Annotated in this window: 13 protein-coding genes; 5 read left to right on the forward strand and 8 right to left on the reverse strand. The window is 64.5% G+C overall.

The genetic code is table 11. The annotated features are described in order from the left end of the window. The first annotated feature begins 1 nt into the window (after position 1). Genes Q0562_RS09910 through Q0562_RS09920 form a run of 3 tightly spaced genes read left to right on the forward strand, consistent with a single transcriptional unit; the run spans position 2 to position 4,182 of the window. Complete coding sequence (locus Q0562_RS09910) at positions 2 to 235, forward strand: DUF896 domain-containing protein (RefSeq protein WP_298643946.1); 234 nt, start codon at positions 2 to 4, stop codon at positions 233 to 235. Then, positions 232 to 822, forward strand: a complete 591-nt coding sequence (locus Q0562_RS09915) for a GNAT family N-acetyltransferase (RefSeq protein WP_298643947.1) — start codon at positions 232 to 234, stop codon at positions 820 to 822. The genes Q0562_RS09910 and Q0562_RS09915 overlap by 4 nt, the downstream gene beginning before the upstream one ends. Positions 823 to 855: 33 nt before the next feature. Beyond that, positions 856 to 4,182, forward strand: a complete 3,327-nt coding sequence (locus Q0562_RS09920) for an exodeoxyribonuclease V subunit gamma (RefSeq protein ID WP_298643949.1) — start codon at positions 856 to 858, stop codon at positions 4,180 to 4,182. A 114-nt stretch (positions 4,183 to 4,296) separates the two neighbouring features. On the opposite strand, the gene Q0562_RS09925 is transcribed toward Q0562_RS09920, so the two are convergent. The 5 genes from Q0562_RS09925 to Q0562_RS09945 all read right to left on the reverse strand — a co-directional run bounded on the left by Q0562_RS09925 (position 4,297) and on the right by Q0562_RS09945 (position 8,064). Continuing rightward, positions 4,297 to 5,565, reverse strand: coding sequence for a CAP domain-containing protein (locus tag Q0562_RS09925; protein ID WP_298643950.1), 1,269 nt, complete (start codon positions 5,563 to 5,565; stop codon positions 4,297 to 4,299). 60 nt (positions 5,566 to 5,625) lie between these two features. Then, complete coding sequence (locus tag Q0562_RS09930; protein WP_298643952.1) at positions 5,626 to 6,222, reverse strand: glutathione S-transferase N-terminal domain-containing protein; 597 nt, start codon at positions 6,220 to 6,222, stop codon at positions 5,626 to 5,628. A gap of 19 nt (positions 6,223 to 6,241) precedes the next feature. Then, positions 6,242 to 6,853 (reverse strand): glutathione S-transferase family protein, encoded by a 612-nt coding sequence (locus Q0562_RS09935; RefSeq protein WP_298643953.1) that lies wholly within the window; start codon positions 6,851 to 6,853, stop codon positions 6,242 to 6,244. 198 nt (positions 6,854 to 7,051) lie between these two features. Further along, positions 7,052 to 7,555, reverse strand: coding sequence for a hypothetical protein (locus Q0562_RS09940; protein WP_298643954.1), 504 nt, complete (start codon positions 7,553 to 7,555; stop codon positions 7,052 to 7,054). Then, entirely contained in the window at positions 7,555 to 8,064 is a 510-nt protein-coding gene (locus Q0562_RS09945; RefSeq protein ID WP_298643955.1) for a hypothetical protein, read from the reverse strand. Before Q0562_RS09945 ends, Q0562_RS09940 begins: the two co-directional genes overlap by 1 nt. Before the next feature lie 168 nt (positions 8,065 to 8,232). Here Q0562_RS09945 and Q0562_RS09950 point away from each other — a divergent pair, with 168 nt between their 5' ends. Continuing rightward, positions 8,233 to 8,439 carry a hypothetical protein gene (locus Q0562_RS09950; RefSeq protein WP_298643957.1) on the forward strand — a complete coding sequence of 69 codons (207 nt, stop codon included), beginning with the start codon at positions 8,233 to 8,235 and terminating at the stop codon, positions 8,437 to 8,439. Between the two features lie 45 nt (positions 8,440 to 8,484). On the opposite strand, the gene Q0562_RS09955 is transcribed toward Q0562_RS09950, so the two are convergent. From Q0562_RS09955 to Q0562_RS09965, 3 genes are all read right to left on the reverse strand, one after another. After that, the gene (locus tag Q0562_RS09955) at positions 8,485 to 9,477 is read right to left on the reverse strand and encodes a tRNA pseudouridine(13) synthase TruD (RefSeq protein ID WP_298643959.1); all 993 of its coding nucleotides are present in this window, start codon (positions 9,475 to 9,477) and stop codon (positions 8,485 to 8,487) included. 68 nt (positions 9,478 to 9,545) lie between these two features. Beyond that, positions 9,546 to 11,246 carry a proline--tRNA ligase gene (locus Q0562_RS09960; protein WP_298643961.1) on the reverse strand — a complete coding sequence of 567 codons (1,701 nt, stop codon included), beginning with the start codon at positions 11,244 to 11,246 and terminating at the stop codon, positions 9,546 to 9,548. Between the two features lie 11 nt (positions 11,247 to 11,257). Next, complete coding sequence (locus Q0562_RS09965) at positions 11,258 to 11,947, reverse strand: hypothetical protein (protein WP_298643962.1); 690 nt, start codon at positions 11,945 to 11,947, stop codon at positions 11,258 to 11,260. A 108-nt stretch (positions 11,948 to 12,055) separates the two neighbouring features. Here Q0562_RS09965 and Q0562_RS09970 point away from each other — a divergent pair. Next, positions 12,056 to 12,933: malate dehydrogenase (locus Q0562_RS09970; protein ID WP_298643964.1), on the forward strand; the 878-nt coding region annotated here is incomplete at its 3' end.

A 12,933-nucleotide genomic window follows, 5' to 3' on the forward strand; every position in this document is an offset into this window, starting at 1 on the left:
CATGACCATCCCCGCCCTGACCCGCATCAACGAACTCGCCGCCATCGCCAAAACCCGCGCCCTCACCGCCGACGAACTCGCCGAGCGCGACGGGCTGCGGCGCGAATACCTTGCCGCCATACGCGGCCAGGTCGATAACAACCTGCTCGTCACCCGCATCGTTGACAGCGAAGGCAACGACGTCACCCCGCAAAAACTGCGCGCCGCCCAAGCCGCCAAACAGAACCCGCAATGATCCGCCCCGCCCGCGCGGAAGACGCCGCCGCCCTCGCCCCGCTCATCCTGCACGTCCTGCAAGCGATGGAACTGCCCTTCCTCGCCGCCCACGGCATCGAAACCACGCGCCAACTCCTCACCGCCGCCATCCGGGCGGCGGAATACCGCTACGGCTACGCGCGCGGCATCGTCAAAACCATTGACGGCGACATCGCCGGTGCAGCCTTCGGTTACCCCGCCGAAGCGGAGGCGCGGGTTGACCTCCCCTTCGCCGCCGTCCTGCAACAACACCGCCTCGACCCCGCGCAGCGCCTCTTCACCGACGCCGAAAGCTACCCCGACGAATGGTATCTCGACACCATCGCCGTCGCCCCCGCCTGGCGCGGGCGCAGCATCGGCGCGGCCCTCCTGGACGCCCTGCCTGCCCAAGCCCGCGCCGCCGGGAAAAACCGCATCGGCCTGAACGTGGATGAAGCCAACCCCGCCGCGCGCCGCCTCTACCTGCGCCACGGTTACCTGCCCGTCGGCAGCCGCATCCTGAGCGGCCACCGCTACGAACACCTGCAAAAACCGCTCATGCCGCAACACAGCGGGCGGCACACCTGACCCCCGGCAGACCGCACCGCCTCCCGTCCCGCCATGTACAAACTCATCGAAAGCGCCGACTACGACACCCTCTTTGCCGCCTACCTCGCCGACCATGACCAATACAGCGGCGGCGTCTTCAGCGAATACGACCTCATCATCAGCACTCTGCCCGAAGGCGACATCCTCCTGCAAAAACTGGCGGACGCACGCGGCATCGCGAGCGGCGTCCGCCCGCGCTACTGGACCAGCTTCTACTGGCACCTCGTCGAACACATCACCGGACACACCCCACGCGGCGAACAGACCCCGCTCAACAACACCGCCATCCGCTGGCACCTCTACACCTACCTCTACCGCCACGGCGATGCCATCCTCGCCGACCCCGCGCACCCGCTCCACCCGCACCTGCACCAATACTGGCCGGACGCCACCCGCCTCACCGCCGACATGACGCGCGGCCTCTGGCACTACACCGGCCAGCTCGCCAACCTTTACAGCCAGTACCTCAATCTGCGCCCCGACTGGCTCGACGCCTGGCGGCAAGACCCGCCGCCCGCGCTGGACGACCTCCTCCGGGGCGACGGCTTAAAACACAAACCCGCCTGGCTGGCCGCACACTACCGCGAGCACTACCAACAACAACACCGCCTCTGGCACGCGACCCTCGCCGCCACCTACGCCGCCCGCGCCGAACGCATCCGTACCTTCTGGCACAAACTCGCGCACGACGACGCCGCGCGCGACAAACTCCCGCCCTACATCCCGCTCTATGCGCCGACCAACCTCACCGACACCACCCTGTGCACTCTCATCCGCCTCGGCGCATACAGCGAAGTCCGCCTCTACCACCTCACCGCCGCCGACGGCGAATACAGCGACATCGTGGACAGCCGCTGGCTGCGCCGCCTCAAACTGCGCGACCCGGCACGGGCCGAGGCCCAACACTACGACCACGGCAACACCCTGCTCTCACGCTACGGCAAACAACAGCGCGACCGCGCCCGCCTCCTGCACGCCTACAGCACCGACGACAACACCACCCAGCACGACGCCCCCACCATCACCGTCAGCAACCTCCTCAGTGCTGTGCAGGCCGACATCCGCAGCCAGAACGAAACCCACACCGCCGCCGCTCCGCACGATGCCCACGACGACAGCCTGCGCATCCACGCCTGCCACGGTACCCTGCGCCAGGCCGAAACCCTGCGCGGCGACATCATCGCCTGGCTGAACGCCGACCCGACGCGCCGCCTCTCCGACATCCTTATCCTCCTGCCCGACCCCATCGCCGCGCAAAGCATCCTGCGCGCCGTCTTCCCCAGCAGCGGCGACTACGACGGCTACCGCCTGCCCGCGCGCATCGTCGGCACCCCCGACACCGGCACCACCAGCCTCTGGCACAGCCTCGCCGGCCACTACACCCACCTGAGTGGCCGCTACGACGCCCCCACCATCACCGACTGGCTGCACAACGACGACACCGCACAAAGCCTCGGCAGCGACCACGAACACATCCAGCGCATCACCGCCGCCCTCATCCAGGCCGGCTACAAACGCGGCTTCGACAGCGAACACCTGCAACAAACCCTGCACCCCGACGACCACGACCACCGCTACACCTACACCTACGCCCTCGACCGCCTCATCGCCGGCGTCCTCATGCCCGACAGCGACGATGACGACAACCGCGACACCATCCCGCTGCCCGGCCTCAGCCTCGCCGACCTGCCCGTCCTCGAAGCTCTCGCCAAACACGCCAACCGCAGCCGCGAACTGCGGCGCAAACTTGCCGCCCACACCCCGGCACAAGCATGGCTTGCCGACATCCGCGACACCCTGCACCGCGACTACCAGCACGCCCACGACAGCACCGCCTGGCAAACCCTGAACCGCGCCCTCACCAGCCTCGAACAACAACTCAGCGCGCACCGCGACCTCGCCCCGCAAAACGAACAACTCTACCTGCCGCTGCCCTTCATCCTCGACAACATCGAAACCCACCTCAGCGCTCAACAAAACAGCCGCGAACCCAGCGGCGTCATCACCATCGGCAGCCTCACCGGCCTGCGCAACCTGCCCTACAAACTCATCGCCTTCATGAACGCCGACCACGACCGCTACCCGGCGCGACAAAACGACGAACGCTACAACCTCATCGACCTCGACCGTCCCCGCCCCGGCGACCGCAACCGCGAACAAGAAGACCTTGCCGCCCTGCTCGACAGCATCAGCCGCGCCGGAGAAACCTACTGGATCTACTACAACGCCGCCGAACCCGGCGACAACGAACCGCGCCTGCCCGCCAGCCCCATCCAGGAACTCCTGCAATACCTCGACGAACAGCGCGCAGAAGCCCCGCGCCACTACCACATCACCCACCCCGCCACCCCCTTCGAACCCGACCCCGCCGAAACCCGCCCTGCGCCGCTCTGGCACAACGTGCGGCAAACCCTGGCACGCCCATCCCGCCCGGCGCCGCCCTTCCTCACACTCAGCCACGCCACCCTTTCCGCAGCCGACCCTGCCGACCCCGAAACCCTGCCGCTCGACCAACTCATCCGCGATACCCTGCGCCCCGCCGCTGCCTACGCCCGCGCCCACAACATCAGCCACGACAACCACGACGACACCCCTGCCGCCCGCGAACCGCTGGCCGCCAGCGCCCTCGACAACTACCACATCAACGACACCATCAACCGCGCCCTCGAAGAAGGCCGCGACCCTGCCGCCCGCCTCGCCCGCCTGCCCCTCCTACCCGCAGGCATCAGCGGCAACATCCTCCTCGCACAGCGCCTCGCCGAAAACCAGGCACACTACCGTGCCCTGCTCGCCCAGAGCGGCTGCACCACCCCGCCACCTCTGGCCGAACACACCCTCGACCTCGGCGACACCCTCCTCACCGCCCGCCTGCCAACGAGCGGCAACACCTGGCCGTGCCTCTCCGCCCGCCGCCAAAAAGCCAAACACCAATACCGCTACTGGCTCGAACACCTCGCCTGGAACGCGCTTGGCACCGGTGGCGACAGCCACATCCACTACGCCGACGGCGACGAACAACTGCGCGCCCTGCCGGCAGAATACGCCGCAGAACAACTGCGCACCTGGCTGGCCGTGCGCCGCAGCGCACAACAACAACTGTGGCTGGCCCCCATCGAACTCATGCCGGCCTACCTCGACAACCTCGGCAAAAAAGACGGCGCGGACAAAAACCGGCTCCTCATCCACAAATGGATAGACGACGACCAGAACAAAGCCGACAGCGGCGAACTGTGGCGCCACCTGTGGCGCGGCAACGAAACCATCCTCGCCGACCGCATCGCCGCCGCCCTTACAACCTACGCCCCGCTGCTACAACCCTGGCTCGACCACCGCGTTTAGGGCTGTGGCTACATAGCCGCCCGGCGTGTACCTGATCCGAAACCCGCACGAAAAAGCCCCGCACGCCTTGTGCGGGGCTTTTGTCATGAGCGGCGCTTTCGTCCTGCGTGCCATCTATGGTCCGACGCGTTTCGCGCCGTAAACGCCACGATAGTCGGCGCCGCCGCTGATACTGCGGCTGAACTGGCCGCCGAGTTCTTCGCCATCCTGGCCGTAGAGGCGGGCATGGCCGTTGTCGCTCTGGAAGCGCTGCGTACCGCTGTCCCAGTGCAGGGTGTCGGTGAAATCCAGGCGAGCATCGCGGTGCAGGTTGCTGCCGTCAAGATTGCCGCTCTGGCTGTTGCCCAGGGTCAGGGTCAGGGTTTTGCTGTTGCTGCCGTAATCCACGCGGGCGCTGACGTCGGCGATGGCGCGGCTGCTCTGGTTGATGTCGCCGATGGCGCTGCCCTTGTAGTCGGCGCGCAGAGTGGCATTGTCCGCCGGGATGAAGGGTTTGCCGACATTCAGATAGGCTTCGGGGATGCCGCTCCGGGTGGCGGCGATTTCGCCGAAGGTCTGGTATGACCAGCCGGCGGCTTGATGCGGACACAGGATGAGGGTGTGTTCGCTATCCAGGGCGAGGCTTTGCGCGGTGCTGTATATGCCGCGATTTTGCCCGCTTTGTCCGGTGCCGGCGGCGTTTTCCATGCCGTGCAGGGAGAGACGGCCGTTCGCGTCATAGCCGGTGTGTCCGGCGACGGCGGCGCGGATGGCCGCCGCATCGAGCGGGGCGATGTAGTAGTAGCGGCTGCGGATGCCGCTGCTGCCGAAGATTTCCGCCCAGTGGTGGCGGTATTGGTTGCTTGCGTGGTAGTAGTAGCCGATGCCGGTATCGGTGTAGGCGGCGTCGGTCATGCTTTTGTAGTGGTTCGGGCTGTTGCGCCATTGGGCGACGGTGTCTTTGGCATACGGGCTGCCGGTCGCGATGCTTTCGCCCACGGCCGCATTGTTGCCGCCGCCGGTCAGGGTGTATTCGCTGAGCGGGTTGTCGCCGTTCGGCCGCTTGTGCGCGTTCAGGGTGGCGAGTTCCTGCGCGCGCACGGAGGCGTAGGCCGCGAGGCTCTCGTTGTAACGCAGCGGCGCGAGGCCTTTTTCGGCGCGTTCCCGGTTGACGAGGGCGAGCGCTTCATCCGTTTCTTTCCGGATGTCGGCAGACGGGCGGGCGACGGCATACGGCGGCAGCTGGATGTCGCCGAGGTCAACGGTATCGGTGCTTTGCGGCGCGGGGGTGTTCGGATTGTCCGGCGCGGGTCTGTCCGCAGGCAGGTTGTTGCCGCCGCCACTGCCGCCGCAGGCGGTGAGCAGGGTGAGGGCGAGGACGCTTGTCAGGGTTTGGGTTTTCATGTTTTCTCCTGTGTTTCGGGGACGCCAGTGTAACCAGGCCCTTATGCCGCAGGCGCGGCGTTACAGGTCGGCGACGCGGGCGGGCAGTTTTTGCAGCTGCGCGGTGTCGGTTTTCTGCATGAAGTCGCGTTGCAGGAAGGCGTCCACGGCGCGGCGGTTGTCCGGCGTGATGTGGGCGTCGTAGATGTCCGGCAGGCGCATGCGGAGGTAGTTCAGGCCGTTACCGAGGATGATGTGCCCCCAGTCGTCGCTCTGCGCGTCGAGTTGCGGTGCAAGCGGCAGGGCGCGGGCGAGGGCGGCGCGGCTGCGCGCGATGTGCGGATGCGGGATGCTGCCCGGCGGCTGGTGCATGTTGAGCGCGTAGGCGCGCACGGTCTGGTTGATGGCGGCGATGCCCCAGCTGGCGCGAGCGCAGGTGCCGCCGCCGCGCAGCACGCGGTCATCCAGGTACTGCATGATGATGAGGCTTTCGCTGATGAGGTGTCCGTCGTCGCAGTGGAGTGCCGGGATTTGGCTGAACGGGTTGACGGCGAGCAGTTCGGGCGGATTTTCCCAGGGCAGGACGAATTGCAGTTGCAGGTCGCTTTTGCCGCTGCGCAGCGCCGCGATGAGGGCGAGGCGGGCGTAGGGCGAGGTGGTGCTGAGGTAGAGTTTCATCGGGGTTCTCCGGTTGGGTTTATTGCACCGCGTGGCGCAGGGCGCCGATAGTGGCGGGATGCTGTTCCAGTTGCGCGATGGCAACGGCGCGCACGTCGGGACGTTCGCAGTAGGCGGCAAACGCCTGCCGGTTGGCGGCGCCGAGGTGGGCGTGGTAGAGGTCGTTGTGGCGCAGTTCGGCATAGGAGATCGCCATGCCGAGGACGTGGGTGGCGATGTCATTGCTTGTCGCATCAAGCGGCGGGCAGTGGGCGAGGCCGCGTGCGATGGCGTCACGGGCGCGCGCGATGTGCGGGTGCGCAGGGATGTTTGCCGGCTGGAAGCGGGCGAGAGAATAGGCTTTCACCACCTGGTCGAGCAGTTCGTAGCCGTAGCCCGCCAGCGCCGCTTGCTGTGCGCCCCGGAAGGGGTGGTCGAAGAGATAATCGAGGATGAGCGGGCTGTTGGTGATGATGGTGCCGTTGTCAGTGATGAGCGTCGGCACTTGCGAGAGCGGGTTGACGGCGGTGAGTTCTTTTGGCGTCGTCCACGGGTCGACATAGGCGAGTTGCAGCGTGTCCATGCCGCGCGCGAGGGCGGCGAGCATGACCATGCGGGCGTAGGGGGAAGTGGTGCTGGTGTAGAGTTTCATGGGGTTATCTCCGGATGGGTTTGGCCGCATTGTACGCGCCCTGCCGCCGGGCGGGGCGGCAGCACACTGCTGTTTATACTAACGGCAGGCAGATGTTGGTGTGGTTCCGGGCGGGCGTATCATCATTGCATTGCATATTTGAGATATTCCAACACCACGGGGGCGGCGGCGATGGTCAGACCTTTGCGACGGAACCAGTCAAGGAACCAGAATGTCGAGGCGTTTGATGATGCCGCTCTGCGGCCAGTATGCGACGCGGATTTCGCGGGCGCTTTGCAGCGGGCGGTAATGGCGGTTGTCAATGGGCAATTCCCTGTGGATGGCGGGCAGGACGAGGCGGAAACCGCCGCCGTTGTAGAGGTCGGGCATGGTCTCGCGGATATGGAAATCACGGGTAGTCAGGATTTTGCTGCCACCGATGAGGTCAAGGCAGACGGGGGCGGCCATGACGCCGGCCGCGATGCCTGCGGCCAGCACACAGAGGCGGGGGCATTGGTAACGCAGGCTCAGGCGGTCATGCCGGCGGGTGCGCCATAAATAGCGCGCACAAGGGAGGAGCAGGAGAGCGAGGAAAAGCGGGCGCAGCAGGGCGGGGCGGCCTTCATCCGGCAGGAAGATGTCGCAGGCAAAATAGATGACGCCACAGGCGGCAAAAACAGGCGCCTCGCGGTAAAGGCCAGCAAAATAGCGCGGCAGGGGCATCAGCGCAGGATCTCGATTTTGTAGATGATGTCGCTCTGCGGCCAGTATTCGACACGGATTTCATGCGCGTTTTGCAGCGGGCGGACGCGCTTCTTTTCCAGCACCAGTTCGGCGTGTTTTTCCAGCAGGACAAGGCGGTAGCGGCTGTCGTAGCAGCGGACTTTGTAGAAGGGGCCGCAATAGCGGGTTTTGACGTGGAAATCCGCTGTGGTAACGGTCACGCGCGGGCGGTGCAGGTCAATCAGCGCCGGTACGGCGAGGTAGAAACCGGCGGCGAGGAAGATGAGGGTGGTGATGAGCGGGAAACCTTCGGCGAGACGCTCGCGGCTGCGGCTGCGCCAGACATGGATGCCGAGCGGGATGGCGAAGACACCGACGCTGAGGTTTTTCAGCAGGGCGATGCGGCCTTCATCGGGCAGGAAGAAAATGGCGGCGAGGCAGAAGATGACGCAGGCGGTGAGGGCGGGGGCTTCGCGGAAGTTTTCGGGGAGATTTTCGAGAAGGTTCATGGCGGTGTCCGGTGGGGGGAATGCGCAGGGCGGCAGGCAGCGGTCATTTTATGCTCATGATGTTCTTTTGAAAAACGCGTGGAATTTCACCGGATAACGATAAATCTTGGCATAAATCTTGCATCTTTGTTCATGACCCGTTAACCCTTAATTCATATGGAGAAAAACATGGCGCAAACGTTATTCAAAGCCAGCGGCCTGACCGCAGACAAAGCCGACAAGCTCAAAGAGGCCGGTATGGCCGTCGCGGGTGTCCGCTGGGTCAATATCAATAATGACAATGTGGTCGTCACCCACGATGATCATTTCGATGCGGATGCTTTTGTCGGCGCGTTGCACGGCGCGGATGGCAGCGTCAGCGTGACGAAAGCCTGAGCACCGCCGGGGCTTGTGCAAAAACGCAGCGTCTGCTGCGTTTTTTTATGCGCGCTCGCCCGCCGCATCGCGGACAGTGCAGATGGATGCCAGCAGCGCCGTGGCGTAACTGCCGCGCGGCAGGGTGAAGGAAAGCAGCAGGGTGCGTTCGTCCTGCCAGTCGTGGTGCAGGTTGTCGGCATGGGCGGTCAGCGCGCGCCAGCCACTGTCGGCATGGCGTTCGAGGTAGGCGACGGCGGCCTGTGTCGCGGCATCGGCATGGTCCAGCCAGGTTTGCGTTGCAGGCGGCAGTGGGTTTCTCTCCTTGCCGGGCAACCAGCCGCCGAGGGCAATATCGCCGCTGCGCAGGCGTTGCCGCAGGGTTTCATCCACGTTTTCGATGAGGAAATGGCTGTTGCTGCCGCGCAGCATGGCGCGATCGCCCGCTTGCGGTGTGTGCAGGGTGTCGGCTGCCACGCGGGCAGCGAGTTGGGCATTGAAGCAGTCAGCGCGCAGGGTGGACAGCACCAGGGCGCGCTCGTCGTGTTTTTTGGGCAGTTCGCCGCGCTCAACCCAGCGGCGGGCTTTGAGCAGGTTGTGATGGCCGAAGCGCTGTTCGCCGAAAGTGTTGGCGAAACCGTCGCGCACGAGGGCGGCAAGCGCCGCATCCATGACGGCACGGCCGCCTTCCACCTCGCGCAGCAGCAGGGTGAACGCGTTGGCACGGTGTGTGCCGATGCGCAGTTTGCGCTCGTTGCGCTGCCGTTCGAGGATGCGCCAGCCTTCCCCGCTGTCGGGCAGGTTGGCGCCATATTTGGCGGGCAGCGACAGCCACTGGCAAGTAACGGCGTGGCGGTCTTTGAGGCCGCTGTGGGCGATGTCTTTTTGCGCGCAGCCCAGCAGCCGCGCCCACTCGCGTTTGAGGCAGGCGGTGTTCAGGCCGGTTTTTTCCACGTAGCACCACAGGTGTTCGCCCTGTCCGCTGGGGGTGAAGCCGAGCTGCTCGGCAACGCGGAAATCGGCCGGCTGCTGTTTGATGGTGGCGGTTGGTCTGTTCATGATGCGCTCGTGTTGTATGAAAAAAGCCGTGAGTCACGGGGAATCACGGCCTGGAAGCTGATGGTGTTTTATGCCTGCGTCAGGCGGGTGAAGATGGCATCAAGCGGCACCATTTCGGCTGTTTCGCTGCGGCGGTGTTTGTATTCGACTTCGCCGTTTGCCAGGGTTTTGTCCGAGATGACGACCCGTTCCGGGATGCCGATGAGATCCATGTCGGCAAACATGACGCCGGGGCGCTTGCCGCGATCATCAAGGACGACATCCACGCCCGCTTGCAGCAGTTGCGCATACAGCGCCTCGGCCACTTGCCGCACATCCGGCGATTTGGCGGCATTGAGCGGCAGGATGGCGACAGTAAACGGCGCAATGGCACGCGGCCAGATGATGCCGCGCTCGTCGTGATTCTGCTCGATGGCGGCAGCGACGACACGGGTCACACCGATGCCGTAGCAGCCCATCAGCGGAATAGCCGAGCCGCCGTCTTCCAGTTGCACTTTCAGCCCCATCGCTTCGGAGTATTTTTTGCCGAGCTGGAAGATGTGCCCGACTTCAATTCCACGGCGGATGGAAAGCGTGCCGCTGCCGTCGGGCGCCATATCACCTTCAACGATGTTGCGCAGGTCGGCAACTTGCGGCAGGGGCACATCGCGTTCCCAGTTGATGTTGAAGTAGTGGTAGCCGTCTTCGTTGGCACCGGCGGCAAAGTCGGCAAGTACCGCCGCGTCGTAATCGACAATCATCGGCACCCTGGCACCGACCGGGCCGAGGGATCCGGCTCCCGCCCCCATCGCGGCGCGGATTTCCGCTTCTTCCGCCATGCGCAATGGCGCGGCGACTTGCGGCAGGTGTTCCGCCTTGATGGCGTTCAGTTCGTGGTCGCCACGGATGATGAGGGCGACAACGCCGCCTTCCGCGCCGGCCACCATCAGGGTTTTGATGGTGCGCTCAATCGGCACGCCGTAGCCTTCGACCAATGCGGCAATGGTTTTGCAATCGGGGGTTGCCCGCTTTTCCAGCGCGGCGGCTGGTGCGGGGCGGGGTTGTGTTGGGCGCTGCGCCTCGGCTTTTTCGAGGTTGGCGGCATAATCGCCGTTCCCGGAAAAGACGATGGCGTCTTCGCCTGTCGCCGCGAGGACGTGAAATTCATGCGAACCGGTGCCGCCGATGGCGCCGTTGTCGGCCAGTACCGGGCGGTAATCCAGCCCCAGCCGCTCGAAGATGCGGCAGTAGGCAGCAAACATCACCTGATAGGTGGCGTGCAGGCTCGCTTCATCCAGATGGAAAGAGTAGGCGTCCTTCATGATGAATTCGCGCGCACGCATCACGCCGAAACGCGGACGGATTTCGTCACGGAATTTGGTCTGGATTTGATAGACGTTGAGCGGCAGCTGTTTGTAGCTGGCGAGATCGCGCCGCATCAGGTCGGTCACGACTTCTTCATGCGTCGGCCCCAGGCAGTATTCGCGTTCGTGGCGGTCAATGAAACGCTGCAATTCGGGGCCGTATGCCTGCCAGCGCCCCGATTCCTGCCACAGTTCGGCCGGTTGGGCGCTCGGCATCAGGATTTCCAGCGAACCGGCGCGGTTCATTTCCTCGCGGATGATGCGCTCCACTTTATGCAGCACGCGCAACCCCAGCGGCAACCAGGAATACACGCCGAGCGCGGTTTGCCGGATCATGCCGGCGCGCAGCATCAGTTGATGGCTGATGATTTCCGCATCAGCCGGGGTTTCTTTTTGTGTGCTAAGCCAGAATCGGGAGAGGCGCATGGTGCTGTGTTTTATCCCAAACCCTTGCCATCACCCGCATTGCCGCTTGGCGGCATGGGCGCACCTCTTCCGGGGGCCGCCGCAGGCGGCAATGCTCCCGGTCCCGGTCTGCTGCCGGCCGCAGGCGGGCGGTTGCCGGTGGAGGGAGAGCCGGGGCGCGGCGAGCAGAACGTATCTATCTCGCTCTGCGCCTGCTGACGCCGCTTGCTGATTTCGTCGGCGGAGAGCGGAATCAGGTTTCCGGAACTGTCCTCTTCGAAGACCTGCGATTTTTCATTGATGGTTTTCATGTTTGACTGCGCGATTTCGCAACGCCGTTCCGGCGTGATGGTGCCTGCGGGCAGCGGCTGCTGGCCGGCCGCCGCCGCAGCCGGTGCGGCATCTGTCGTGGCCGGGCGGATGGGGCGCAGCACGGTGAAACTGTCATTGGTCGGGCGGTCGCTGACCAGCATGCCCTGCCCGTTGATCCTGACGTATTGCTTCACGCCGCGCGGTACATACTTGCCGTAATGCGCCCTGCCGCGCACATACCATTTATAGAAGATCTGTTGCGGCTGCGCATTGGGGTTGCGATAGATCTCGGGGGCGATGTTGCTGCCGGCGCTGGTCGCCTCGGTACCGGGCTGCGCCGGTGCCTGAGCCAATGCGGCAACACATGACAGGGATGCTGCCAGAGACAGGACGGATGTTCTCAAAATCATGGTGAATTCCTTATCTGAAAGGGACGTCCGCATTCTACATTACTGTTCGGCAAGAATCTATCCTGCTATAATCATTTCGCCAGATTTTCAATAACCGGAGCATCCAATATGAAAAATCCCGTCCGTGTCACCATCACCGGCGCCGCCGGCAATATCGGCTATGCGCTGGCTTTCCGCATTGCTGCCGGCGATATGCTGGGGCTCGATCAGCCCGTCATCCTGCAACTGCTGGAAATCACCCCGGCGCTGGGCGCATTGCAGGGCGTGGTGATGGAACTCAACGACTGCGCTTTCCCGCTGCTTGCCGGTGTTGTCGCGACCGATGATGCCAATGTCGCGTTCAAGGATACCGATTATGCGCTGCTGGTCGGCGCCCGTCCGCGCGGCCCCGGCATGGAACGCAAGGACCTGCTCGCGGCGAACGGTGCCATTTTCGGGCCGCAGGGCAAGGCGCTGAACGATCACGCCTCGCGCGACGTCAAAGTGCTGGTGGTCGGTAACCCGGCGAATACCAACGCGCTCATCGCGCAAGCGGCGGCGCCGGATCTCAACCCGCGCAATTTCACCGCGATGACCCGCCTTGACCACAACCGCGCCCTGTCGCAACTCGCCGAAAAGACCGGCACCCACACTACCGACATCGCCAAGATGATCATCTGGGGCAACCACTCCTCCACGCAGTACCCGGATATCAGCCATGCCACCATTAAAGGCAAGGCAGCAAAAGGCTTGGTGGACGATACTTGGTATAAGGACACCTTCATCCCCGTCGTGCAACAACGGGGCGCCGCCATCATCAAGGCGCGTGGTGCTTCTTCCGCCGCTTCCGCTGCTTCCGCCGCGATTGACCACATGCGCACCTGGGCGCTGGGCACGCAGGGTGATGACTGGGTCAGCATGGCGGTGCCTGCCGATGGTTCCTACGGCATTGCCCCCGGCATCATCTATTCTTACCCCTGCCGCTGTAAAAACGGCGACTACGAAAT

The sequence above is a fragment of the uncultured Cardiobacterium sp. genome (genome assembly GCF_938028825.1).
Taxonomy (GTDB): domain Bacteria; phylum Pseudomonadota; class Gammaproteobacteria; order Cardiobacteriales; family Cardiobacteriaceae; genus Cardiobacterium.

What these genes read in the sequence shown, in the direction of transcription:
- Q0562_RS09910 (WP_298643946.1), top strand. Translation starts at nt 2, where the DNA reads ATGACCATCCCCGCCCTGACCCGCATCAACGAACTCGCCGCCATCGCC.
- Q0562_RS09915 (WP_298643947.1), top strand. Translation starts at nt 232, where the DNA reads ATGATCCGCCCCGCCCGCGCGGAAGACGCCGCCGCCCTCGCCCCGCTC.
- Q0562_RS09920 (WP_298643949.1), top strand. Translation starts at nt 856, where the DNA reads ATGTACAAACTCATCGAAAGCGCCGACTACGACACCCTCTTTGCCGCC.
- Q0562_RS09925 (WP_298643950.1), bottom strand. Translation starts at nt 5,565, where the DNA reads ATGAAAACCCAAACCCTGACAAGCGTCCTCGCCCTCACCCTGCTCACC.
- Q0562_RS09930 (WP_298643952.1), bottom strand. Translation starts at nt 6,222, where the DNA reads ATGAAACTCTACCTCAGCACCACCTCGCCCTACGCCCGCCTCGCCCTC.
- Q0562_RS09935 (WP_298643953.1), bottom strand. Translation starts at nt 6,853, where the DNA reads ATGAAACTCTACACCAGCACCACTTCCCCCTACGCCCGCATGGTCATG.
- Q0562_RS09940 (WP_298643954.1), bottom strand. Translation starts at nt 7,555, where the DNA reads ATGCCCCTGCCGCGCTATTTTGCTGGCCTTTACCGCGAGGCGCCTGTT.
- Q0562_RS09945 (WP_298643955.1), bottom strand. Translation starts at nt 8,064, where the DNA reads ATGAACCTTCTCGAAAATCTCCCCGAAAACTTCCGCGAAGCCCCCGCC.
- Q0562_RS09950 (WP_298643957.1), top strand. Translation starts at nt 8,233, where the DNA reads ATGGCGCAAACGTTATTCAAAGCCAGCGGCCTGACCGCAGACAAAGCC.
- Q0562_RS09955 (WP_298643959.1), bottom strand. Translation starts at nt 9,477, where the DNA reads ATGAACAGACCAACCGCCACCATCAAACAGCAGCCGGCCGATTTCCGC.
- Q0562_RS09960 (WP_298643961.1), bottom strand. Translation starts at nt 11,246, where the DNA reads ATGCGCCTCTCCCGATTCTGGCTTAGCACACAAAAAGAAACCCCGGCT.
- Q0562_RS09965 (WP_298643962.1), bottom strand. Translation starts at nt 11,947, where the DNA reads ATGATTTTGAGAACATCCGTCCTGTCTCTGGCAGCATCCCTGTCATGT.